Source organism: Pseudomonas sp. 14P_8.1_Bac3 (assembly GCF_025466085.1).
GTDB lineage: Bacteria > Pseudomonadota > Gammaproteobacteria > Pseudomonadales > Pseudomonadaceae > Aquipseudomonas.
This window is the reverse complement of record NZ_JANLOD010000052.1, coordinates 16,300-41,387: the sequence shown is the minus strand read 5'-3', so window position 1 is coordinate 41,387 and position 25,088 is coordinate 16,300. Positions and strand designations below refer to the sequence as shown.

Sequence of the window (25,088 nt, the reverse complement as noted above, 5' to 3'; positions counted from 1 at the left end):
CTCAAGGGCACCGCTGGGTGTCAGGCGGCCAACGTCATCGTTGACGACCATCGCGGACAAGTCCGCTCCTACGGGGTTTTGTGAGTGTTACTGAAACGAAAAAAGGCGGCCCGAAGGCCGCCTCTGCTATTTCACTGAATGCTTACAACATCAACTTGCCCCGCTCCTCTTCCGTCAACTGTCCTCGCGCCCGCTCGTCCAGCGTGCCAGCGCCGATCACCTGCACCGGGCTGTCGGGGTTATACATCGGGGTTGGCGCGTGGCTGGCGCCATCGCGGTTCGGTGCCAGTTGTTCGTTGCCGAAGCTGAGCACCTGCACGCTAAACACCGAGGCCTGGTTTTTGCGTGCCGCCGCCTGTTGCTGACGGGACATGTCCTCGGCGGCTTGCGTGGCCGACGTCGCCGCCGAACTCGCGGACGTGATCGCGCCGGTATTTACCGACGCCGTCACCGGAATCCCCGACGACTTGCCCTGTACCTGGATGTTCGCCGCGTTGACCACTCGCAAAGCAATGATGTTGATGTTGCCCGACACCCGAATCCCCGCCTCACCGGCATCGATCGTACCCAGCGGCGCAATCAGGTCGATGTCGCCCGGTGGTACTTCGGCAATCGGATTGAGCGTGGCGATACCGGCACCGGTGCTTGGCACGACCGGCGCCAGTGTCACGTTGCCCCAAGTGTCGTAGACACGTCGTGGCGGCGTGAACACCACTGTGGTTTTCGAACCCCGGCCGGCGTTGATGTCGCCTTCGGCCGACCAGCCGATAATCCCGCCGCCAAACGTGGTCATGATCCGGCTCTGCCCGAGCAAAATGCTGCCCTGGGCATACAGCTGGATGTTACCGGTGCCCTGGGTCACGACACCCGACGTCGACGGCGGTGCCGCACCTTCGACACCGAACACCTGGCCACCGCCGGGGGTGAGCATCTGGATGTCTCCACCGAAGAGCGTCTTGACTCCCGCACCACCGTAGAGGGTGATGTCGCCGTCGTAACGGATCGGATTACCGGCCACGTCGGTGGTTGGGAACAACGCGGCAATCGCGTTGCGACCACGCAGGTAACTGCCCTGGCGGGGGCCGCCCTGGTCAGCGTATTCCAGGCCGCCGGCACGCAGTTCAGCGAAGTACACCTGACGCGCGAACACGGCCTGCTCGACGCTCGGCAACGTGGCGTAGAACGCACGCGCCTGCTCCTCGCTGCCACTGAACCCGTAACCCAGGGTCAGCCAGGTCAGCAGTTCCTCGCCGTAGGTCTTGACCACCTTGCCCGGTTGCGCAGCCAGTGGCGTGCCACTGACGGCGAGGTTTTCCGGATCCAGGTAACGTGCGATGAAGCGTGAATAATCCACCCCCTGCGCCCCCACGCCGGCTTGCAGCACCAGGCTCGCGCCCGGACGTTGATCGCCCGCGATCACCGGCCCGATGCTGGTCACCCGGCCGCGATCTTCCATCAGAATATTGCGCCCGGCGGTGATTTCCAGCGTGCCGGGGCCGCCGATGTCGAAGCTGCTGTAGAGAATGTCGCGACCGGCGGAAACCCGCGAGACATCCCGTGCATCGTTATGGATGAACAGGTTGCCGGTGGACGTAATGGTATCCCGACTAGTGCCGAAGGCATCCCGAGTCACCACGGCAGGTTGGCCTACCACCGTACCCGATGCGACGATATCGCGGCCGGCCAACATCCAGACCGGGCCCGCCGCTTCGTACCATGTGTGTTTCGAATCACTGAAGCTCAGGGTTTCACCACTGCGAATGCCCACCAGATCCCCGGTCAACGCATAAAACCGTGCAGGCGCTTGAACGCCGCTCCTGCCCGAATAGCTGTCAGGTCCGAAGGCAAACAACGGATAGCGTCGGTTGGCGTCAGCCACTACGCCGTCCGCCCCGGCATTGGTCATGATCAGCTTGGGGTACGGGCCGCCCAGGTAGCCATTGAAGGCTGGCGCAAATGGCGTGGCAATCGATGTCGGGCTCGCACCCGACTGATTGATTGCGTAGCCGCCCGCGTAGATGGAATTACCGGCCAGCATTTCAAGCTGCCCCGCATTCGAGGGTGCCAGCAGCACTGAGTAGGATGCACCCGGAAAGTTGCTGTTCCCACCAAAGTAGCCGGCCGATGAGCCGAAGTAGATAGAGCCCTGCCCGGCGACCGCACGCAGGATCGAGGGCATCACGAAGCGATTGTCCGTCGGTGAAGCGTTGCTGCCGCCAGGAATGATCGAATTGTTGAGCGTTTCCGCCATCGATGTGCTCGGTGCAAGGTTACCCCCGGCCGAGAACAGGTCGATGGCCGTGTGATCGGTCCACAACGAGAAGCCGGTCAAACCTCCGCCCGCATGCGTCACGCCATCAGGAGTCGTGAACGCGCTGGAGTTCTGCAACACCACCCGGCCGGCGTCTGCTGTGCCACCGACAACCAGATCACCGCGGGTGCCGAGGCGCATCGCCGAATCCCCCGGAATCAGCACCAGGCCGCCCGTGGCGCTGCTGGTGGTGGCGGTAAACGGATCGTAGCCGCGACTTTCGCGCTGGTCCTGGTTCCCGGCAAACGAGCCGTACTGCAACCTGACGCCACCGGCTGCAGACGCCGTCAATTGCACCGCACCGCGCAGGTTGATCAGCGCACCCTGCAAATCATGATGCGGTGGCGCCAGACCGGACTCCCCCGCCCTGGCTTGCAGCGACGGATTGAGCCTGCCACCGATGCGGATGTCCATGTCACCGCCACCGGTCAGTTGCAGACTGCCATCGCCGGCCACCCGGCCAGTGCTGCCCACCGCCACGACAAGGCCCTGGCTTCGCGGGTATTGGTCCTTGGTATGCACGTCCCCCGCCGACCGGAGCATGCCGCCATCGCCGCCCACGCGCAGGCTGAGGTTGCCGCCGCCCAACGTGCCAAAACCAGTAAACCCGACCAGGTACGGTGCCGGATCCGCGCCGGAATCAGGCAGCGGCTGGCTGGCATAACTACCGAAGTTGATCCACCACGCGGTCGGGACTTCATCGTTGCCAGTGCCTTGGCGCCACAGCCAGTTCCCCACGGCAACGCTTGCGTTCTGTTTGCGCGTTCCAGGACTGATCCCCGTGGCGCGTCCGACCACGTCGCCCGACACATCGCCCCCGGCACTGATGGTCAGGTTGCCGCCCATCTGCGGAAACCAGGCCTGATAGACACTGTCACTGCCACCATCGACCCACTTTTCATAATCCTTGCCGGCGCTGCCCAACACCGAATCATCATCCGACAAACGCCCACGGAGCTGGTTGTAACGGGCATCAACATCGGCCGATTGCGTGCCGGCGGTGTATACGCCGAAGAGTGAATTCATGCTCAAGCTCCCCGAGGCCAACACATCGAGGTCACCGGTGCCGGTGCGCAGGACGCTGAACATCTGGGTGTGCACCTTGGCGACTTTACCCGGCTTACTTTCGACACAGAGTTCCGGGATCGCGACGCAGTATTCCAGCATGTCGTCGGTGACCGGCTCGTAATCCGGCATCCCCAGCCAGTTACCAGGCGCCCAGGTCCACTGCGCGATCGGCGCGCAAGCGGCCGGGTCATCCGCGCATTTTGCCAGCAGGTCGTCCGGCACCGGTTCATAGGCCGGCATGCCAAACGAGTTGCCGACAGTCCAGACCAGAGGTGCACCGTTTTTCACCTGCATACCGTAATGGGTATCGGCGAGTCGCAGGTTGCCATCCGTACCCAGCGGTTTAATCGCCCGGCTGTCGGCGGCGTCCATGTCGGCGCCCGCTACCACACGCATCGACCATGAGGCGCTGCCGGACGGCAGCATGCTCGCCAGGGCCCAGTTCTGGCCTTGTTGAGCACCCAACGGGCGCAGTTCGATCATGTCGGTGCCTTCGGCCAACACAACATTGGTCATGGACGGGATCAACGATCCGCGAAGCAAGCCCAGCGAACCCGCAAGGCGCACGCCAACGGTTGTCTGATCGTCGGGGTTGTAACGTCCAGGCAACGCTACGCCCTTGGGCCAGAGCAGGCCTTGCAATGCAGTGATCTGGTTTAACCGGGTGCCGGCCCCCAAACGGCTGCCGGCCGGCAGGGTCAGGCTGTCGTTCAGTAAAGTGCCTGCGGGGTAAAGCAGGTTTCCCGCTGCGTCATGTACCGCGCCTGCCAATACGGTGCCGGCGCTGAAGGTATACGACTCGGCCAGAATCCCCTGGGTGGGCAACACAGTGCCACTGGCCAGGCTGCCCGCCTGGATGGGCAGGTCATAATTGAGTACCGCTCCGATCGGGAATTGCGTGCCTTCGGCAAGTTCCACCCCCGCGCCGGGGACGACCACATCGCCGCCAAACGGCAGCATGCCCGGTATCAGCTTCCAGCCGTTGTCGTCCACCGTTGCCGGTGGCGGAGCGAAACCGTCGTTGATGCTGCCGTGGATGTCCAGGTTGCCACCGGCGCGAATCAACAGGCTGCCGGCTTCACCCGAACCGTACACCGAGGTCTTGCGGGTGTGCGGGTTGAGGCTGGCATAGCGGTAGCCGGACAGGTCCAGGTCGCCTTGCACCACCAGATCGCCATCGGCGGTCTTGCTGGCGATTTCCACGCCGGGTCGCAGGTGAAATGCGTCGGCGTAGGTTGGGTTGTTCAGGCCGGCCAGTTTGCGTTGCAGCAAATCGGCGTTGCCCAGGGCGGCGTCAATGAACGCAGTGCTGTCGACGTGAATGCGATTCAGATAAGCCTGGTCGATGATCTGATACGGACGCCCGCTGGCCGCCGGGTCTGTGCCGTCGGCGGCGTCGGTATAGCGGCGCGTGGCGTTGAGCCCGATTGAACGTGCGCCCTGGATGTCCAGCGCACCGCTGGCGTCGATGGCGATGTCACTTGCACCCATGCGCGGTGCGTTCAGTTCCAGCGTGCCGCGCAGGCGACCGTCATGTTGCCCCGGCAGATTGCCGATGGCGACGTCGGTGCCATGACGCAGGTCGATCCGTGCCCCGGTGGCCAGCGTCAGCACGCCATCGCCGGAGCTCAGTTCGACCATCGCGCGGTTCGGTGCGTCGATGATCTTGCCGTAGCTGTCGACTCGCAGCCTGCGCCCATGGGCATCGAGCACCGCGCTGCCGGCCACGGTCAGGCCGTTTTTGCCCGACAAGCGTATGCTGCCAACCCGCTCGCCACTCGCGTCGATCAGGCCCACGACGGTGAGACTGCCGTTATCCACCGAGACATTGATATCACCGGCCTTGAGCTCGTCGCCGATCACCAGGCTGCCTTGCTTGAGCTGGAAGCTGCGGCTGCCGACCACCTGCCCGGCGTTCAGGCGTTGGTTGAGTGCGGCAAATTCGCCGTTCAGGTCTGCGCTGCTGCCCAGTTGCTGCGCACGGATGTCCACACCGCCCGCTTTGTAGGGCACCCAGGTGCCACCGGCGTCGTAGAAGCCGCTACTGCCGCCGAGTATTTCACCCTGTAGGTCGACCATCCCCGCGCCGGTCGCCAGCGCTACGGCGCTCAGGTTACCGGCCTGGTTGTTGACCGCCGTCAGGTCAATGCGCGAACCGGCGGCCTGACGAATGTTGCCGTTGCTGCTGTACAGCGCCACGTCGCCGCCCCAGCTGTATTTATTCACGTCGTTGAACGGCAGCGTGCGGCCGGCCAGATCCAGGTCAGCGTGGCGGGTCAGTGTCACGTCATCTTCGGCCTTGACCACCAGTTTGCCGCTGGCCAGTGCGATGCGGCTGTCCAGCAGCACGTTGCGCGCGTCGAGGGTCAACTCCGCGCCCAGGGCGTTGGCGGCGACGGCCGTAGGGTCGTCACCCGCTGATGTCAGGGTCAGGTTATTGCCGGCCTTCAGCAGGTTGACAGACCCGGCTTCGCCAGTGAGCAACGGCGTGCGCAGGTTGAGGTTGCCGCCGCTGTAGGCGTAACCCTTGACCGGGTCGTAGGCGCCCTGCTGTTCGTAAACCGCGAGGCTGCCCTTGTGGTTGGCGGTGATGCGTTCGCTGGCCGTCAGGTTGACGTTGGCAAAACCCAGCGCCAGACGGTTGTTCTGGTCCAGACCATTGGGTTGCGGATTCGGGCCGTAGCCGAACTCGACGCGTTGTGCCTGGATGTCCAGGGTGCCATGGCCGGTGCCCGCGCCACCGTTGACCACGGTGCCGGGTGCCTGGGTCGCGCCGTTCCAGATCAGGTTGCCCGTGCGGATCGTCGCCACATCGTTGGCATCGCCCAGGCCATAGATGGCGGGCGTGACCATGATCAGGTTGTCCAGGCGACTCTTGCCAGTTTGCGGGTCCAGGGTATCGAGGGTGACGCTGCCAATGAAATTGAATGAGTCACGTGTGGTCAGGCTAAGGGTTTCCAGGGCTGGCGCACCGAATTGAGTGTCGCCGCGCAGCAAACGATCCAGGACGTTCTGGTTCAGGGTCAGGCCGGCCGGCAAAAGACCGCCGGCCGCTGCGAGCGCCTCGGCGCTGCCCGCGTTTACTGCGCCGACAGCCAGGGCCAGGTGACGGGTCCCGAAACGCACCGACTCACCGAGTTCAAACTGGTTGTCGGTGGCCGCGCTGATGCTGCCGTTCGAATACAGCAATGAAGGGTGGGTGCAACCTGTCGCCGGGCACGTGCCGATGCGAATACTGCCGGCACCTTCCCGATCGTTTGGCGCCTCTGGCGCCAGCACGTTGGTCCAGCCGTTCGACACCATCAACAGGCTGGCTCGGCCTGGCTGATAGATGAAGCCCGCCGAGGAGTCGTACGGCACATCACCGCGACCCAGGGTATTAATGCCCGCGCCCGCTTCCAGGGTGATGCCGCCGTCAAGGCCGGAAGTCCACAGCACGACTTCCGGCGCCGAGAGCGTTGCCCCTTCACGCAAGGTAATGCGACGGGTGTCGCCTCTGAACTGAATGAAATTGCCCGCTGTGTCGTACTGCACGAACGGCGTCGCGCCAATGGTCAGGCGTGCGGCCCCGAGGTTGTTGAGGGCATCGGCATACAGTGAGATTCCGTCAAAGCCTTGCGTACCGGAGGCCCCCGCCGCGAGAATTTCAATCGAACTCGCGCCCTTCACCACGGCAGTGCCCAGCACACCGCCCTTGGCCGCGTCGAACAGGACCTTGCCGTTGAAATCCAGGGCCACGTCGCGCTCACTTTTCTTCAACAACAGCGTGAGTGACTTGCCGTCCATGGAAGTCTGCCCACGCGGCACACCACGGCGCGCCGCGTCGCTCTGGACAAATGAGTTGTAGCTGGTTTCGTTGTACTGGGAATAGCGCCGCAGCACATCCGCCGAGGTCAGGATGACCTGGCTGGCGAGGCTGTCACGCAGCCCGGTGTTGGCAATCGACATCTGCCCCGATCGGGTCCATGAGCCGTTTCGCATTCTCAATGCGCCACTGTCTGCGCTGGCCGTTGCCTGACCGTTGACTTCTACGCGGAAGGCACCGGGCAGCAAGGCAAAGGTCGAGGGCAACAGCGTGTAAGTACCGGCCGGCAGGCCTGGCACACCGCCGCCGAGGGTGATCTGTTGACCAATGCGCGGATCACTGGCGCCGGCTTCGCCCAGCATCGGCGCATAGAGGTTCTGGTTACCCGGGACGATAGCGTACACGGGGTTGCTGCTCAGGCCCGGCAGGCTGAACGTGCCATCGGCCGCGTTGCGCACCAGCGGATTGAAACGTGCATCGGTGGAACCGCCCCGGCCCGAGACAAAACCGGCACCGCGCAAGTCACCGCCGCCAGACAGGTCGATCAGCGAACCCGTTTGCGCATCGACGTGCTGGGCGCTGAGGACCACACCGGTGTTTTCGTTGGCAATCCCTTGCAGGATGACGGACTGGCCGTTGTACCGGTAGTCGGTGCCATCGGTAGTGCCGCCATACGGCATGATCAACCCCGCGCCACTGACCGACGTCACGCTACCCGGTAACAAGTGAATCGCACGGGTGTCGCCAAAGGCGTCGTTGCCCAAGGTGATCAAACCCAGGGGCGCACGGACGACCCCACCCTGCTGGATAATCCCGCCGTACAGTTTTAGCCGGCCGAACACCGAATACGGTGGCGCTGCCGGCGCCGATCCGTGACTGCTGATGCGCAGCGTACGTTGCGGATCGATACTGGATTCGCTCTGGTAACCGACGCGCACATCGGACCAGACCCGGGTGCCGGGATAGATCTGGGCGCCGCGCAAATGCAGGTCGCCTGCGGTCCATACCCTGGAGCCTGTTTGTAAATCGGGCTTGGCGAGCAGGCGTATGTCGCCACTGCTGTCGAGGGTGACGAGGTCGAAACTGCGGCGACTGATCGCACTGTTTGACCCGTTGACCTGTTTGATCAGCCCTTCGCTACCGAATGAGAACGCGTTGCCCAGGTCAATCAAGTCTGCGGTGGCGGTGAACTGCGCGGCGGATAACCGGCTGGTGGGCGTGTTCAGTACCCTCGGCCGGTTCAACCCGGACACGGGGGCATAGTAGTCACCTAATCCCGAGAGCCGTACGTAAGGCGCGGTCAGGTTGATGCGCGCCGTTTCCCTGGAGCGCTCTGCCAGGGAAAATGAGCCCGCGTACAGGCTTAAACTCTGGTTCATGTGCAAGTCGACATCGCCATCGAACGTCAACAGGCCATTGCTCAGCAGGCTCAGGCTGTCGAAGCCGCCAGACATCACGTCATCGGCGCTCAGTCGGGCATGGCCATAGCGCAGCAATGCGGAGGCTTCACCCGGACGCAAGTCCGTGGGCAACAGATCGTCATCCGGACCCTGGCCGATAATCATCTCCCTCGGCGCCCGCACCAGGTTGTCGCCCTGGTTATCGCGGTAGATCGGCGTATCCAGGACGATCTCCAGGCGCCCCCCGGCGGCGCCAACCCCGCCGGCAGCGGCATGCAGGCCACCCTCGATAAACAGGCCGTTGTAGGAACTCAAGGCAATTCGACCGCCGTCGGTGGCTACCCGGGTCGGTCCGCCCCCCGGAATATCCAGCAGCGCCTCGGCACCGGACGCCTCCAGGCGTGCACCCGGGCGGACGATCACATAAGCGTCCGCCGAGGTCGCGGTGGCCTTCTTGTCGTCGATCTCGCCGCCGATGATGATGTTGCCACCCTTGCCCACCTGGCCGTAGACACGGCCCAACGTATCCACCGCCGTGGTCGCACGCCCTGCGACATCCAGTACCGCGTGGTCGCCGATCCAGATCGAACGTTGATGGGCCGTCGGGTCGGCCTCCTGCGGTGAGGTTTCAACGTTGATCAAGCCAAACTGCTGCTGGCGAATGTCGAGGGTGCCGCCCCAGGCATTGAGTTCACCGTCAATGGTGATCTGACCTGCACTGCGCAGGTTGATGCGTTGACCGGGATCGACGCTGATGCGTGAACCCTGTCCGATGGTCAAGGCGTTGTTCGCAGGGTCCATCAGGTTGACGTCGTTACTGCCCGCCTGCAATGACAGGCTCGCGCCGCCGCGCTGAGTCAACACGCCTTTGGCCGGGTTCTCCTGGAACAGCGTCGGCGCCCACAACTCCAGGCCTGCCATGGAGTCGGCGCCGCCCGGCTGGTCCACGGCCGAATCGGAAAAACGATACACCGGCATCGACACGTCGAGCACCGCGTTGTCTGCCACTTGCAGGGTGTTCAGGCCTATGACGTTGTAGGCGGAGAAGCCCGTGTTGAACAGATTGGCAGTCAAATGCAGGTTGTGGTCGGCGACGGGGTCGCCGGATTCACCGATCAGCACCTTGCCGGCCTGGACTTTCAGTGTGCCTCCGCCGGTGACGCCGTAACCCCGCACCTCCCCGTCCATGATTAATTGCGACTGCGCCGGGGCGCGGTCCGCGCTGGACTCAAGGGAAACGTCTCCGCCCTTGCCTCCACGGGTCTTGCCGTTGGCCAGCACCGCGCCGCCGGACGACACGTCGATGACGCTGCCGCTGGCCAGGTTGATGTCGCCGGTGCTGCGGATCGACACCTGACCACCGTTGAGGTAGGCCAGGCGGTTGGCGTCGGTCAGGTCGGTACGCAAGTTCGCCCACACCCCGCGAGCATCGAGGCGGACGCCTTCAGCCACGGTCACCCGCGACGGTGGCAGGCTGGCGGCCGCTGTTCCCCTGCCCAGATTCACGCTGCCGGCGCGTGCGGTCAGGTCGGCCTGGACCTGCACATCCTGGCCGAACAGGGAAATGTCACCACCGGTAGCGACAGTCACGGCTTCGTTGACTGCGACGCTGCCCTTGGCCGCGACCTTCAGCGCCCCGAGGGCAAAACCATTGACCCAGTCGGTGTCCAGGAACAACTTGCCTTGGCGGGCATCGGGCACGGCACCGGTCAAGTCCTGGTCGCCGCCATCGGCGGGACGCTCACCGCCGATCTGCACCTCATCCATCACCGCTTCATGGGTGTAGATCAAACCGTTGGCGGTGGCTGACCAACTGGGCAGGTAATTGCCGATGATCAACTGTGCCCGGCGCGCCTGTGCGGTCTGGGCCTGGGCATAGCCGTCGAGGCCGGCGCGAGGCGCCTGGATCTGGCGTTCACCCTGGAACACCTCGCTCACCAGTTGGCCGTCCAGCACTGCATTGCTGGTGCCGATTACCAATTGCCCGGCATCGCGGCCCACGGTGTAACCGGATTCGGCGCGCTGCGTTGGTGCGATCAGCGGGTTGAAGTAATAGCTGGTCTGGCCCCAACGTTCGCTGCTGTCTTCATAACCCTTGTAGAGCCCGGTGTAGAGGATGTCCCCCGGCGCCCGGGACACTTCATACAAACGCCCGTCGGCGCCACGCAGCCAGCTCTGGCGGATGAAACCGCTCTGCACATCGAGGGTGCCGCCGGACAGGTTGATGACCGAGCCCTTCTCGGTCACCACGTCATTGCCGGTAAAAGTCACCGTACCGCCCTGGGCCATCCATTCGCCGATGGTGTGGCCCTGGGTGCCGAGGTAGCCGCCCACTTCCAGCAGGCCGCCGGCGGTGTACCAGCGATCGGTGGCGTAGCCATTGGTGCCGGCGGGGACGAAAATCAGATCGCGAACATCGACCCACACGTCGTTGTTGTTGAGTTTGCCTTCGTTGCGATTGACCGATGAATCGCGTTGCTCGTTGCCCTGCACGTTGATCTTGATGTTGTTGGCTTCCATCGCCACCTTGACGCCCAGTGCTCCGGACACATCGATCAACGCGCCATTGCGCACCAGGCTGCGACGCCCTGCCGCGACCGCCACCTGGCCGCCCGTGGCCAGGGTAATCGAACCGTCCTGAAACTCGACGGTGCCGCCGCTGCCGATGTCGATACGCGACTGATCGGTGCGGATACGATTGTTGAGCGTCACGGCAGTCAAGGCCGCGTCGTGTTGGCTGTTCAGCGCCGTCAGGTCACTGCTGTCGAGCATGATCGCGCTGACACTGCCTTGTCCGAGGGTCACGCTGCCGGTGGTGTCGGAAGTGGGGTTGAGTAAATGAAGGGTGCCGCGTGTGTTCACCGAGGTGCTGGCCAGCAACACACCGTTTTGCACCACCTCATGACCGGTCAGGGTGATGTCGCCGGTCGAGGCCTGGATCAACCCTGTATTGCTGACCTTGCCCGAACCGCCGGATTTGAAGCCCGGGACGACTTCGCTGCCAAAGGTGGTGGAGAACCCGTTGCCTTCCGTGCCCGACCCTTTGCGAATGTAGAAACGGTCACCGGCGCCGAGTACGGTTTGGCCCTTGGCGGTGCTGATCGTCCCGGCGTTTTCCACTTCGTTGCCCAGCAGCAAGACGTAACCGCCGGAATCGGTGGACAGCTTCGGTGTGTGGGTTGCGATGCGTGCGCCGCGCTCCACCAGCACCTTGCCGGCGGCGTCGGTGAAGGTTGGCTGGCTGCCGGTGCTGTCGTAGTACAGGCCACGTTCGCGGAACTGCACGTCGCTGATGTCGGTCGCCGCCGCCACCAGGTTTCGCACGTTGACCTGGCTGGTGCCACTGAACACGATGCCATTGCGGTTGATCAGCATCACCGTGCCGTCGCCCTTGATCTGGCCCTGGATCTGACTGGCCCGCGCGTTTGGATCGTTGACGCGGTTGAGCACCGCCCAGTTCGATTGCTGGGCGAATTCCACCGTGGTGTCGCGGCCGACGTTGAAGGTTTCCCAGTTGAGAATCGCCTTGTCGGCGGTCTGCTCGATCTTCACCGTGGTCTTGCCGCCGGACTGGGTCTGCTGCGGCCCCTTGGCGTTCTCCCACCCTTGGGTCAGACCGGTATCGACCTTCAAACCGCCCTCGCCCAAGCCATTCGGCACAAACTGCACAGTGCCGAACGCCGCTGCGCGCCCCGCCGCTTGCGCAGCCTGTTGCGCGGCAATCGCCGCCACGGTGTTATTGAGCGTCTGCACCGAACGCGCCAGTTGTTGCCGGGCGCGTTGCTGCTGCGCCAGCGGCGGGGTCATGCCCGGCAAGCCATTCGCCGGCCGCGCTGCTGCCGCCTGCTGCGCTGCCCCCTTGGCGGCGAACCAGTTCGAACTGAACGCCGTGGCCGCCTCGGCACTGCCGGCCACCAGGCACAGTGCAATCGCCTGGGCCAATGGTTTAAGCAACCACAGCGCCGGGTCAACCGAACGCGCAGCGTCACGGCGTACCGACAGAGAATGGGTTTTGCGACGAGCTTGGCGAACGAGCATCACTACCAGGTCCTTTTTCAAATGGCGCAAGAGGCCGCAGGTTGAGTAAAACCTGCTGTTACGACATAGGCAGTTGGCGCAGCGCTGGACCGAACGGATGTCACACAAACTTCATGATGGAGGAGTAACCAAAAAATATTCCTCACGGAATCCCCTGGAAACGCAGATACCCCGAAACCTGTAGGAGCCAGCCTGCTGGCGATGAACGCCGGTGCGCCGCGTTCATTCAGGCAGCCCGCGCCATTGTTAACGACCATCGCGAGCATGCTCGCGCCTACAGGGTGGCCTGCGGGCAGGCGTGTATCGGCAGATGACTGGGACGTTGCAGTGATTCAGAGTGGCCGTCGTCCTAGCTCAGCACCACCACCCCGCCCGGCAACTCGGTGCATTTGACGCCATAGGCATCGCGAATCATTAACGCGACCCCGGCCAGTTGATCCAGGCTGAACCGCGCCTGGACCTTGCGTTTGCCCAGTTCGCTGTTGAGCAACAGCAACATACCGGGACGATAACGGTTGATTTCATCGATCACCGTCGCCAGTGTCGCGTCTTTGAACACCAGAATCTGCTGACGCCAGGCGATGACCAACGACGTATCGACTGCTTGCGGGGTGCCAGCCTGGCGGGCGCCATACGTCAGTTGCTGGCCACTCTCCAAGCGAATGCTGCGGCCGAGGACATCCACCTGCAGAGCGCCGTCCAGGCAAGTCACGCAAACATTCTGGTCGGTATTGCGCAGATTGAACCTGGCCTGGCTGGCGCTGAGCCAACCGGTCCCGGCCTGCATCTTCAATACGACACTGGCCCGTGTCTGCACCTCAACCTCACCGCTGAGCAGTACCAAATCCCGAGTGCCCCCGGCACTTTCCCGGCGATTGATCCGGGTCTGGGTATTGAGTTCCAGGCTTACGCCGTCCTCCAGATCGACGCGCCGTTGCTCGCCGACCTCAGTGATGTAGTCCGCCCCGAGGCCTGAGAAACCGCCGGGCACAGTCCCGCGAATCAGGAAGAACGCGGCGGACGCGGCAATGGCGCCCCCGAGGAATGCCCGACGGCCCAGATGCCGTGGCACCCGTGGCTGTTCGAGCGCACGGCCCAATTGCTGCCACAACACCTTGGCCTGCTCGAAGGCTTGGGCGTGCTCAGCGCTTTGCGCGCACCACTCGCGCAGTGCGCGGGCGTCAGCCACGGTTGCCCGGCCGGAGGTCAGCAGTACCAGCCAGTCGCGGGCCTCCAGGGTGAGCCGGTCCTGAGGTGTCGATTCAGGCGATGGAAAACGAAAGATGTTCAAGCGCGGGGATACTCACGGATTAATCTGGGCTCTTCTACTGAGACGGTTTTCCCGCCCCGGGACCGAACCGCTGAAACACTTTTCTTTCCAGGCGGCCGGCACAATGGCTCAAAGCGGCTTTGACCTCCTTCTCGACCATGCGGGTCGATATCCCGAAACGCTGGGAAATTTCCAGGTGCGGCGCCTCTTCCAGACGCGCAGCGACAAAAATCTTGCGCCGACGGGCGGGTAATTCGTACAGCGCGTCGAGCAGCAACTGGATATCTTTCTGCCCGCCCACCACTCGCGCCGGGTCGAGTGCTTCATCGGACACTTGCAACAATTCCTCTATCTCACTGCCGGTCAGCAATCGGCCGTCCGACTGGCGCCGGTCCGCGGCAATGTTCAGGGCCATGCGGTACAGATAAGCATTGGGTTGAGTGATATTCGGCGGTTCTTCCATGCGGTCGACCCGCAGATAGGTTTCATGCAGGACGTCGCTGGCCAGATCCTCCGAACCCAGGCGTCGACGCAAACGCGCCTTGAAGTCGTCATACGAGGTCAGGAACAGCGTGACCATCGAACTTTTCCCGGTGTCTTTCATCCCCCGGAAACTCCCTTCCCATTTGAGCATTCCATGCGTTTACCTGATGACTCCGGTAGCAAAAGCAATGTGACCGGCTGGCTGAGCGAACTTGGCGCCGGGCGTTCGATGTTCAGGTTACGCAAACTCTCCACCAGCGCCGCGTCGCGCTCGGCATCGCCCGTGGAACTGACCAGGCGGCTGTGCTGCACCACACCATCACGACCGATCCACACTTGCAGCAGCGCGCGAAAACTGCCTGGCCGGATGGCTGGCAAGCGGCACAAACTGCGTTCGAGCGCCACTTGAATCGCCGTTGCATAGCTGTTGCCGGCCAGAGAAGAACTCTGTGTCACCGACACCGAACCGGTTGGCAGCTCGGCCACTTTGGCCGCTTGCAACGTGAACGCATCCCCCCGGGCATAGCGGGCCATCAGGCCACTGCCGTCGAGCAAACGGCTCAACGCATCGGTCGCGCTCAAGCGGCCCTTGACGGCTGTCGAACGCCGACCGCGGGTCAACTGCCGGTCCACCAGCACAGCCATCCCCGTGGAACGGCTGAATTGTTCCAGTGCGCTGGCCAGTTCCTGGGCCGGGATGTTCAGGTCCAGCGGCGTCAGCGGATCGACGGCACCGGCAACCACCCAGGGCGCTATCAACACAAGCAGCCACGTCAGGCAAACCTGGCGAACTCGATGCGATGGAAAATGACGCGCGTCCCTTGCTCTGCCTCGCTGCACGGCTGAGGTATCCCTGAAAACCGTCATCCTGATAGCTGTATATGAATCTGATGTGACGGGCGGTGCAAAAAAACCATCACGAGACGTTAAACCGTCGTGCACTAGACTCAGGTTCATGCTTGACCTGAACCGGGTCGGCCAGGAGGCCTTGAATGAAACACTTGATGAGCATTGCAGCGGGCGCGCTGCTGATGACCGGACTGTCGCTGGTCCAGGCCGAAGAACCGACGGGTTGCGTCGAAGTCTCGGTCGGTGGCTACAAGGCGCCGGACTACAACTGCCTGAGCCAGCAGATGGGCAACAATCCGGCCGGGGCTGCTGCCGCGCAGAAAAACCGGCAAGGCATCAACCTGCCGGTCAACAAGCGTCCGCCAAACCAGATCGGCTTGGCGACTCCCGCCGCCACCAGTACGCGTATGGGGAATACCTTCGGCACCTCGGTCAAGCCTCAGCGGCCCGCCGTCGTCAGCGGTACGTCACCCTTGTTGATCGGGCAATAGCCGGATCGGCCAGATCAGGTGCTGGGAGCCTGGCGAAAACTCACCGCCAGGCGATTCCAGCTGTTAATCGTGGTGACGGCGATGGTCAGGTCGACCATTTCGCTTTCACTGAACTGTGCGCGAGCCTGGTCGTAGACGTCGTCCGGCACATGACTTTCAGAGAGCAAAGTGACCGCTTCAGTCCACGCCAGCGCCGCACGTTCACGGGAATTGAAGAAACCGCTGTCGCGCCAGACCACGATCGAATACAGGCGCCGGTCGCTCTCGCCGAGGCGTCGGGCGTCCACCGAATGCATGTCAGTGCAAAACGCGCAGCCATTGAGTTGCGAAGCACGGATCTTGATCAGGTGCAGCAACGCCGGCTCAATGCTCAGATTGCTGGTCAACGCCTCCATGGCAATCATCGCTTTCATCGCTTTGGGCGACGCGCTGTAGTAATCCAGGCGGGAAGTCATGACGTGCCTCGGGGCTCGGTAGATGTGTTTTACGGTAGGCGTTGATGCACCGGCGTTACAGAGCCAATTCGGCGAAATACCGCGGGACCATCGCGCAGCAGGCCAATCTGCGGTTTTTCCGCTGCGCAACTTCTGCGCAACGGCACTTGCGGGTAATCTGGCGCGACGCACATGCGCCTCAATCGCCCCCGGGAGCCCCGTCGGTATGGAACTTCATGTTGTCATCAACGGCCGCAAGGACCTGGCGGGCCAGTTGTACAACCAATTGCGCAGCGCCATCGAATCCGGTCGCCTGGCGGCCGGGACGCAGCTTCCGCCCAGCCGTTTGCTGGCCGAACAGTTGGGAATCTCGCGCAAGACCATTTCCGATACCTACGCGCAACTGACGTATGAAAACTTTCTGACCGGCGTCATCGGCAAAGGCACTTATGTCAACGCACGGGCCGCGAAAGCGCTGCCCAAACAGAGCCATTCACAATTGGCGAGTGCCGAGGTCATCGAGTCCTGGCGCAACCTGCCGGTGTTTTTGCGTCACCCAACCCTGGAAGGCTCGTTGCGCTACGACTTCATCGGTGGCGCGACCAGCAAGGGGCAGTTTCCCCAGGACGATTGGCGGCGCTGCACCTCCCACGCGTTGCGCCAGATGTCCGGGTCCAAGGGCTTCTACAGTCTCCCCGAAGGCCTGCCGGCGCTGCGCAATGCGATCGCCCGGCACATCGCATTTTCCCGCGGGGTGAATTGTCAGGACGAAGACGTGGTGGTGTGCAACGGCGCGCAGCAGGCGCTGGACCTGATCTCCCGCGTGATGACTCGCCCCGGCAGCATCGTCGCCATGGAAGACCCCGGTTACCCGCCCGCGCGCCTGCTGTTCGGCAGCCATGGCGCCACGGTGATCGGCGTGCCGGTCGACGCCGAAGGCATCCAGGTCGACCAGATTCCGCTCGGCACCCGGCTGATTTATGTCACGCCTTCGCACCAGTTTCCGCTGGGCATGCCGATGAGCCAGGCGCGTCGGGTGGCTTTGCTGGAGCGCGCCTACGAACTGGGCGCGATTATCATCGAGGACGATTACGACAGCGAATTCCGCTATGAGGGCCGGCCTACTGACTCACTGCAAAGCATGGATGAGCGCGGAATCGTCGCCTACGTCGGGACCTTTTCGAAAACCCTGCTGCCGGAATTGCGCCTCGGCTACGCGGTCTTGCCGCCGGCGATCCTCGAAGCGGTGATTCGCGCCAAGCAGCTCACCGACCTGCACACCTCCACCATGCCCCAATGGGCGCTGGCCAAGTTCATCGCCGAAGGCTGCCTGCTCAAGCACATCCGCCGCTGCCATACGATCTATGCCGGGCGCCGGGAGCGCATCCTCACGCGCATCGCGGGCGACCTGTCGCCCTGGTTCGACACTATCCCGAGCACCGCCGGTTTCCACATGACGCTGATGTGCAAAGTCCCTATCGATATGCCCTTGCTGATCGAACTGGCGAAAAAGGTCGAAGTCGGGCTGTATTCCATCGAGCCGTTCTTTCACCAGCAAGCGCCGCGGGCCGGGCTTCTCATGGGGTTTGGCGCTATCGAAACCCTGGACATCGACACCGCCCTGGACCGTTTGCGCGACATTCTGCAGCAGATCGCCTGAGCGATTGGTCTGGATTTTATCCGGCGATTGGCTATTGGCGGTCCGGGGGTGCAGGCCTATGCTGCATAGGCGTTATCCCTCAATGAGCAGGATTCGTCCGGCCTGATTCAGGAGTGTGAGTAATGTCCAACGAAGTGATCAATACCGTAAAGGTGCAGGCCGCCGCCGGCCGCTCGGAAGAACTGGGTAAGCAACTGCAAAAGATTGTCGAGACCCTGCGCGAATTACCGGGCTGTGACTCCTATATGGTTGACCGCTGCCCCGAGGACAGCAACCGCTGGAACGTCAGCGCCCGCTGGCAATCGGAAGCGGCCATGCAAATGCATTTCAACTGCCCTGAAGTACAAGGCTTTATCGGCCTGATTGACAATCAACTGGCAAACGCCGTGGATTTCAACAGCTTCCCGATCCGCTAATGCCCCTGTAGAAGCCGGCTGGCTGGCGCTCCCTTCACCGCGCTGTACTTGATACACCGCGTTAACGGGATCGTCAGCAAGCCGGCTTCTACAGTTCTGTGCGGGATTCATGGGCTGATTGGTCCCCTCACCTTCCCGAATATTGGCTGTTTGATTGCCGTCACCCGCAGACTAACGTTGTCCCTGACAACCAACCATTGCAGGTGATAAATCATGAAAGCTTTGCGTTTACTGGCCGCCCCGCTTGCCGTCCTCGCCCTGACCGTTTCCGCCTCGGCGTTTGCCCACGACCCTTCGGAAAAGGTCACGGTCCTGCAGGACGAGGCGCTGAAAAATGTGCCGGGTAAAAAAGCCATGATGATCGAGGTCGACTACAAGCCAGGTCAGTCCTCCATCGCCCACAAACACGAAGGCACCGCCATGGCCTACGTGATTTCGGGAGCGATCGTGTCCCAGGTTAAAGGCGAGCCGGCGAAAACCTACAAGGCCGGTGAATACTGGTACGAACCCGCGGGCTCGGAACATTTGGTCTCGAAAAACGCCAGTGCGAACAAGCCCGCCAAACTTCTGGTATTCATGGTGTTGTCCCCGGACGAGAAAGTGTTGATCCCCCTGAAAAACTGATAGCTGAAAGCCTAGCCATAAATAAACAGGCCCGAATTGCTAGTTCGGGCTTTTTTATTTCCGCGCGTCATTAACCGCTCGAGGTTAAAGCAAACAAAACTATTGGCGACCTGATAAGTGCGGCAATTGGTTATTTCATTAAGCGTGGACAGGTTTAGTCTGATACCACGGCCGATACGTTCGGCGACTAACTAATGATTGAAGTTGTTTCACTGGAGAATCACCCATGAAACTTGCGCTTGTCAGTACCCTGGCGATATCAGCTGTTTTAACGGGATGTTCAGTTCCTACCGCTCCGACGGCTGTCTCTTCAGTGGATGGCCAGTTCAGCGCGCCGGTCGGGCGAAGCGCTGCGACTCGCGTGCCCCGTGGCGAACATGTATCGCTGGGCATCGTCTACAGCCGAAACACCCAGACCAACCGCGCTTACCTTCAGGAGTATCAGGCAAACGCCGGCACCGGTTTTGGTCAGAGTCTCCTGGTGCACCCGATACATGATGCCTACGTCGCCACGTCCAAACCGGACCTGGCGGTGGACTGGGTCAAGGCATCGCTGCAACGCCAGTTCGGCTCGGTGACGGTGTACCCGGACATGCAAAGCCTGCGGGCCGCGAAACCGGACGTGGTGGCCATCGTCGACACCCGCAGCCAGTTGATCACCTCGCGCAGTTCGGAGGTCGAGGCGGATGTCAGTACTGACTTCTACGACTCCCACTTCAATTACATCGGAACCGCCAAAGGACATGATGCCAAAGCGCTGAGCCCGGTGTGGGCGGACTATAAACGCAGTGAAGAGATCGTGGCGGAGATTAACGAACAACAAAATGTTCAAGTTCGCGCACTGCAGAAGTTTGACCAGTCGCTCAGTAATTTACTGACCGGCCCGACAGATAAAGTGTCGATGATTGATAGTAAAACGGATCGGAAGTTGTATTAAGACTGACGGCTTGCTCGCGATAAGGCCCGACCTGGCACCACCAGATCCGAGGCAAAAAAAACCGCCTGTCTCCAGGCGGTTTTTTCATTCAACGGCAGATCAGGCCGCGGGTTCCAGCTCCGCGCTGGTGGCAGCGACAGCGGCAGGCACGACTGCCTGCCCGCTCAACGCCAAGTCCAGCAGCTCACGATTGGCCACCGCGTACATGGCGTAGTCCGTACCGCTGGCGGCACGGATTTCCACCAGCATCGCGCGCCAGCGTTCGATCATGCTGGCGTGCTCTTCCATCCACAGCGCCAGACGCGTTTCCACGTCCTGAGTGCCATCGCCCTGTTGCAGGACCGAGATGGTGATCGCGCGTTGCTGCCAGTCGACGTCATCACGGAACGCTTCACGGGCCAGCGCTTGCCAGTTGTTTTCAACCGGCAGTGCGCTGATCTGTTGCAGGTACCAGGTGATGTCCAGCGCGCTGCCGACGGCGAAGTAAGCCTTCGCGACGTCCGCAGGGTTCTGGCCGGTCACGTCGGAAGCCTCGATGATCGGCAACAGCGTGTACAGGTGCGAAGTGCCAGCCACCATGCGTGCGAGCAACTCTGGCACGCCGGCTTCGACGTACGCCTCGTAGCGCGCCTGCCAGTTTTCGTGGATTTCGCCACTCAGCAGTTCGTCGAGCTTGAGACCCAGCTCCTTCAGATGCGGACCGAAGTGCGCGACGTCACGGGCAGCGTTCTGCTCGTTGCGGCGGGCACGCAGGAACCAGCGCGTGGCGCGACGGCCCAGGCGCATCAGCTCATCCATCAGCTCCAGTTGCACGTCGGCGGACACCTGGTAGTCCAGGGCTTCGATCTGACGGAACCAGTGCGGAAGATGGAAGATGTCACGCACGATCACGTAGGCACCGGCCACGTTCGCCGGGCTCATGCCGGTCGACTCTTTGAGTCGTTGCACGAAGGTGATGCCCATGTGGTTCACCAGATCGTTGGCGATCTGGGTGCTGACGATCTCGCGCTTCAGACGGTGACGGCGCATCGCTTGGGAGAACTTGCTCACCAGCGACGGCGGGAAAGCGGTTTCCATGTCGCGGGTCAGGTAGTCGTCGTCCGGCACCAGGGAGTTGAGCAGCGCCTCCTTGAGGTCGATCTTGCTGTAGGAAATCAGCACCGACAGCTCGGCACGGGTCAGGCCGTGGCCTTCCGCGACGCGCTCGTTGATGGCCTCTTCCGATGGCAGGAACTCGATGGCGCGATCCAGCTTGCCACGGCCTTCCAGATCGTTCATCAGGCGTTTGTATTCGGCAATCCGCGCGTAGGCACGACGAGCCGCCAGGGACAGGGCCTGAGTCTGCTTGTAGTTGTTGCCCAGCACCAGGTTGCCGACTTCGTCGGTCATGCTCGCCAGCAACTGGTTACGTTGCTTGTCGGTCATGTCACCGGCCTGAACCACTTCGTTCAGCAGGATCTTGATGTTCACTTCGTGGTCGGAACAGTCCACACCACCGGCGTTGTCGATGAAGTCGGTGTTGGAACCGCCGCCATTGAGGCCGAACTCGACGCGACCCAGTTGGGTCATGCCGAGGTTACCGCCCTCGCCCACGACCTTGCAGCGCAGTTCGTTGCCGTTCACGCGCAGTGCATCGTTGGCCTTGTCGCCGACGTCGGCGTGGCTTTCGCTGCTGGCCTTGACGTAAGTGCCGATGCCGCCGTTCCACAACAGGTCGACCGGTGCCTTGAGCAAGGCATTCAACAGTTCGGTCGGGGTCAGCTTGTCGGCCTGAATGTCGAAGCGCTCTTTCATCTGCGGGGAAATCGCGATGCTTTTCGCGCTACGGGAGAAGATCCCGCCGCCTTCGGACATGATGCTGGTGTCGTAATCCGACCAGGCCGAACGCGGCAGGTCGAACAGGCGCTGACGCTCGGCGAAGCTGTTCGCCGGCTCAGGGTTTGGATCGATGAAGATGTGCAGGTGGTTGAACGCAGCGACCAGTTGCAGCTTGTCAGACATCAACAAACCGTTACCGAACACGTCACCGGCCATGTCGCCGACACCGACCACAGTGATGCTGTCTTCCTGGACATTGATGCCGCGTTCGCGGAAGTGGCGTTGTACGCCAACCCACGCGCCCTTGGCGGTGATGCCCATTTTCTTGTGGTCGTAACCGGCAGAGCCGCCCGATGCAAAGGCGTCACCGAGCCAGAAGCCGTAGTCGATGGCGATGCCGTTAGCGATGTCGGAGAAGGTCGCAGTGCCCTTGTCCGCCGCCACCACCAGGTACGGGTCATCGTCGTCATGACGCACGACGTTGGCCGGCGGAACCAGCGCGCCGTCCTTCAGGTTGTCGGTGATGTCCAACAGGCCCGAAATGAAGATGCGGTAGCAGGCGATGCCCTCAGCCGCGATCTCGTCCCGACCGCCGCCCAATGGCAGGCGACGCGGCAGGAAGCCGCCCTTCGCGCCCACTGGCACGATGACCGAGTTCTTCACTTGCTGGGCTTTTACCAGGCCCAGGACTTCGGTGCGGTAGTCTTCTTCACGGTCGGACCAGCGCAGGCCACCACGAGCGACGTTGCCGAAGCGCAGGTGCACACCTTCAACACGCGGCGAGTAGACGAAGATTTCGAATTTCGGTACCGGCTTCGGCAGCTCAGGAATCAGGTGCGGATTGAACTTGAAGCTGAAGTAGGACTTGTTATGACCCTGCGCATCGGCCTGGTAGAAGTTGGTGCGCAGCGTGGCTTTGATCAGGTCCAGGTAGCGACGCAGGATGCGGTCTTCGTTGAGCACCTGGACGTCGTCCAGTGCGGTGACGATGGCTTGTTCCAGACGTTGCTGCTTGTCTTCCAGATCATCGCTGGCCAGCTTTCGCGCCAGGTAGAAGCGGGTCTTGAACAACCGGGTCAGCTCGCGAGCGATGTCGGTGTGGTTGTTCAGGGTGCTGGCGATGTAGCCCAGGTCGAAGCCCAGACGAATCTGTTTCATGTAACGGGCATAGGCACGCAGCAGTGCCACGTCGCGCCATGGCAGGCCGGCGGTCAGCACCAGGCGGTTGAACGCATCGTTCTCGGCATCGCCACGCACGATGTGGACGAACGCGTCCTGCAGGGTGTCGTTGAGTTGCTGGATGTCGAGGTCCAGGCCTTCGGCAGCGGTGAACGCAAAGTCATGAATCCAGAACTCGCGGCCATTGGTGTGGCGCAGGCGATACGGGAATTCACCCAGCACACGCAGGCCGAGGTTTTCCAGAATCGGCAAGACGTCGGACAGGGCCAGCGGAGTATCGGCGTGATACAGCTTGCAGTGCAGCTCGCGTTGACCGGAGACCTGACCCAAAGGCTGATAGAAACTCATCACCAGCGGATTTTTTTCGTTAAGGCTCAGCAGGTGCTGCATGTCGACCACGGCCGAATGCGCGGCGAAACGCTCGCGGTAGCCGGCCGGGAAGCCTTTCGGGAAGTCGGCCAGCACATTGGTGCCGTGGGCTTCGCCGAAGCTCTCGACCACCAGGCTGGCGTAGTCGTCCTGCCAGCTGCGGCAGGCTTGAACCACTTCTTTTTCCAGCAGAACCGGATCGATGTCCAGACGGTTCTTCGGATCGACGCGCAGGATCAGTTGCACGCGAGCCAGCACGGATTCGGAGAAGAAGGTCCAGAATTCGCAGTCCGAGGCTTTCAGGCGATCCATCAGCACTTGTTGGATTTTCTGGCGCACTTCGGTGGAGTAGATGTCACGCGGCACGTAAGCCAGGCAGTAGCAGAAACGGCCGTACGGGTCTTTGCGCAGGAACACGCGGATCTTGTTGCGTTCCTGGATCTGCACGATCGACATCACGGTATTGAACAGTTCGTCGACCGGCGTCTGGAACAGATCGTCACGCGGCAGCACTTCGACCACCTGCGCCAGTTCCTTGCCCAGGTGAGCCTTGGCCTGGAAGCCGGAACGGCGCTCGATTTCCTCGACCTTGCGGCGGATGTACGGAATGACCCGCACGCTCTCGCCGTACACCGACGAGGTGTACAGGCCCATGAAACGGCATTCCTTGATCACGTTGCCGTCGACATCGATCTCACGGATCGACACATAATCCGGGTACGCCGGACGGTGCACACGGCTTGGGTGCGCAGCCTTGGCGAACGACAGCAGGGTCGGTTCGCGCAGGTAGTTCACCGCGTAGTCTTCGATGCGCAGGTCGTCGTAGGTCAGGCCGGTGCGCAGCAGTTTGGTCAGGCCGAGGAACGAATCCTGGTCGTAGACGATGTGGCCGCCGTCGGCCTCATCGCGCACCACGAATTCTTCGTAGCCCAGGAACGTGAAGTGGTTGCCCACCAGCCACTCCAGGAAGCTTTTGATTTCAGCTTTTTCTTCCGGGTCAACCTGGAACCGGCTGTTGTCCAGGCCGGTCAGGAGTTCCTGGACCTTGGCTTTCATCGGCTCGAAATCGGCGACCGCAACGCGGACTTCCGCGAGAACCTGCTCCAGCTCTTTGCTCAGCACGTTCAGTTCGGCGGCGTTGGCGCAGCGGTCGATTTCCAGGTACATCAAGGATTCATGCAGGATCCCTTCGCCCTGGGTGCCTTTCGGCAGAATTTCCAGCAATTCACCCTTGCTGCCGCGACGCACGCTCAGCACGGTGGTTTGCAGGGTATGAATGCTGTAGCCGCGACGGTTCAGCTCGGTACGCACCGAGTCCACCAGGAATGGCAGGTCGTGGTGCAGCACTTCGACCGCAGTGTGCGTCGACTGCCAGCCGTGGCGTTCGTAATCGGGGTTGTAGACGCGCACTTGCGGTTGCGCGTGATCGAAGCGCTCAAGCAGGCGCCACGCAGAAAGGGTACAGCCAGCGAGGTCGGACAACCGACGTTGAGTCAGTTCGTCCAGAGAAATGATGCCGAAGAATTGTTCAGCGAACAGCGCCACTTGTGGCAGTGCCTGTTCACTGATGTGCTGCGCCAGTGCCGCTTGCAGTTGGTGCTGGAAGTCGGCTTTGCTGGCTGCGGTGAAGAACGCCATCTGTGGTACTCCGCTTGGGCTTGTTATTGATGGAAGCGTCGCGTGCAAAACCCCTCACGGGGCGATCCGTCACCCTGTTCCTGATTCTCGGGCAGAGGAAACAGGGTGACAGGTGGGTGAAGCTGGACGAGACACTCAGGTCACATTCACCTTCCGTGAATGGGCATCTGCAAAAACCTCCGTGCGATCAATTGCACACTATCTTTACAAGCAGGTCTTTACAGGTATCCATTCGATGCGCAGCTTACCCAGTGCGGCAAGGCCCGTGCTTGCGGTGCTGCGACATATTCGGTCATCG

Annotated in this window: 11 protein-coding genes; 5 read left to right on the top strand and 6 right to left on the bottom strand. The window is 62.1% G+C overall.

Features of this window, described 5'->3' with window-relative positions; genetic code table 11:
* Positions 1–142: 142 nt before the first annotated feature.
* The 4 genes from NTD84_RS17025 to NTD84_RS17010 form a co-directional block, all read right to left on the bottom strand.
* Positions 143–12,622 (bottom strand): filamentous haemagglutinin family protein, encoded by a 12,480-nt coding sequence (locus tag NTD84_RS17025; RefSeq protein ID WP_262167625.1) that lies wholly within the window; start codon positions 12,620–12,622, stop codon positions 143–145.
* Between the two features lie 349 nt (positions 12,623–12,971).
* Positions 12,972–13,913 (bottom strand): FecR family protein, encoded by a 942-nt coding sequence (locus NTD84_RS17020; protein WP_262167623.1) that lies wholly within the window; start codon positions 13,911–13,913, stop codon positions 12,972–12,974.
* Between the two features lie 34 nt (positions 13,914–13,947).
* Positions 13,948–14,496, bottom strand: coding sequence for an RNA polymerase sigma factor (locus tag NTD84_RS17015; RefSeq protein WP_262167621.1), 549 nt, complete (start codon positions 14,494–14,496; stop codon positions 13,948–13,950).
* Positions 14,493–15,143 (bottom strand): STN domain-containing protein, encoded by a 651-nt coding sequence (locus NTD84_RS17010; protein ID WP_262167718.1) that lies wholly within the window; start codon positions 15,141–15,143, stop codon positions 14,493–14,495. Before NTD84_RS17010 ends, NTD84_RS17015 begins: the two co-directional genes overlap by 4 nt.
* Positions 15,144–15,367: 224 nt before the next feature.
* Here NTD84_RS17010 and NTD84_RS17005 point away from each other — a divergent pair, with 224 nt between their 5' ends.
* Positions 15,368–15,715 carry a hypothetical protein gene (locus NTD84_RS17005; RefSeq protein WP_410017365.1) on the top strand — a complete coding sequence of 116 codons (348 nt, stop codon included), beginning with the start codon at positions 15,368–15,370 and terminating at the stop codon, positions 15,713–15,715.
* Positions 15,716–15,729: 14 nt separating this feature from the next.
* On the opposite strand, the gene NTD84_RS17000 is transcribed toward NTD84_RS17005, so the two are convergent.
* Entirely contained in the window at positions 15,730–16,170 is a 441-nt protein-coding gene (locus tag NTD84_RS17000) for a carboxymuconolactone decarboxylase family protein (RefSeq protein ID WP_262167618.1), read from the bottom strand.
* 205 nt (positions 16,171–16,375) lie between these two features.
* On the opposite strand from NTD84_RS17000, the gene NTD84_RS16995 reads away from it, so the two are divergent.
* The 4 genes from NTD84_RS16995 to NTD84_RS16980 all read left to right on the top strand — a co-directional run bounded on the left by NTD84_RS16995 (position 16,376) and on the right by NTD84_RS16980 (position 19,786).
* Positions 16,376–17,809: a PLP-dependent aminotransferase family protein gene (locus NTD84_RS16995; RefSeq protein WP_262167616.1), complete on the top strand. Its 1,434-nt coding sequence runs from the start codon at positions 16,376–16,378 to the stop codon at positions 17,807–17,809.
* A gap of 122 nt (positions 17,810–17,931) precedes the next feature.
* Positions 17,932–18,225 carry a putative quinol monooxygenase gene (locus NTD84_RS16990; protein WP_262167614.1) on the top strand — a complete coding sequence of 98 codons (294 nt, stop codon included), beginning with the start codon at positions 17,932–17,934 and terminating at the stop codon, positions 18,223–18,225.
* 213 nt (positions 18,226–18,438) lie between these two features.
* Positions 18,439–18,849: a cupin domain-containing protein gene (locus NTD84_RS16985; RefSeq protein ID WP_262167612.1), complete on the top strand. Its 411-nt coding sequence runs from the start codon at positions 18,439–18,441 to the stop codon at positions 18,847–18,849.
* Positions 18,850–19,075: 226 nt separating this feature from the next.
* Positions 19,076–19,786: an ATPase gene (locus tag NTD84_RS16980; RefSeq protein WP_262167610.1), complete on the top strand. Its 711-nt coding sequence runs from the start codon at positions 19,076–19,078 to the stop codon at positions 19,784–19,786.
* Between the two features lie 99 nt (positions 19,787–19,885).
* On the opposite strand, the gene NTD84_RS16975 is transcribed toward NTD84_RS16980, so the two are convergent.
* Positions 19,886–24,790: an NAD-glutamate dehydrogenase gene (locus NTD84_RS16975; protein ID WP_262167608.1), complete on the bottom strand. Its 4,905-nt coding sequence runs from the start codon at positions 24,788–24,790 to the stop codon at positions 19,886–19,888.
* Positions 24,791–25,088: the final 298 nt, after the last annotated feature.

Bases quoted from the DNA above. Each gene is read 5' to 3' on its own strand.
- NTD84_RS17025 (WP_262167625.1), bottom strand. From the start codon at position 12,622: ATGCTCGTTCGCCAAGCTCGTCGCAAAACCCATTCTCTGTCGGTACGC.
- NTD84_RS17015 (WP_262167621.1), bottom strand. From the start codon at position 14,496: ATGAAAGACACCGGGAAAAGTTCGATGGTCACGCTGTTCCTGACCTCG.
- NTD84_RS17005 (WP_410017365.1), top strand. From the start codon at position 15,368: ATGAAACACTTGATGAGCATTGCAGCGGGCGCGCTGCTGATGACCGGA.
- NTD84_RS17000 (WP_262167618.1), bottom strand. From the start codon at position 16,170: ATGACTTCCCGCCTGGATTACTACAGCGCGTCGCCCAAAGCGATGAAA.
- NTD84_RS16995 (WP_262167616.1), top strand. From the start codon at position 16,376: ATGGAACTTCATGTTGTCATCAACGGCCGCAAGGACCTGGCGGGCCAG.
- NTD84_RS16990 (WP_262167614.1), top strand. From the start codon at position 17,932: ATGTCCAACGAAGTGATCAATACCGTAAAGGTGCAGGCCGCCGCCGGC.
- NTD84_RS16985 (WP_262167612.1), top strand. From the start codon at position 18,439: ATGAAAGCTTTGCGTTTACTGGCCGCCCCGCTTGCCGTCCTCGCCCTG.
- NTD84_RS16980 (WP_262167610.1), top strand. From the start codon at position 19,076: ATGAAACTTGCGCTTGTCAGTACCCTGGCGATATCAGCTGTTTTAACG.
- NTD84_RS16975 (WP_262167608.1), bottom strand. From the start codon at position 24,790: ATGGCGTTCTTCACCGCAGCCAGCAAAGCCGACTTCCAGCACCAACTG.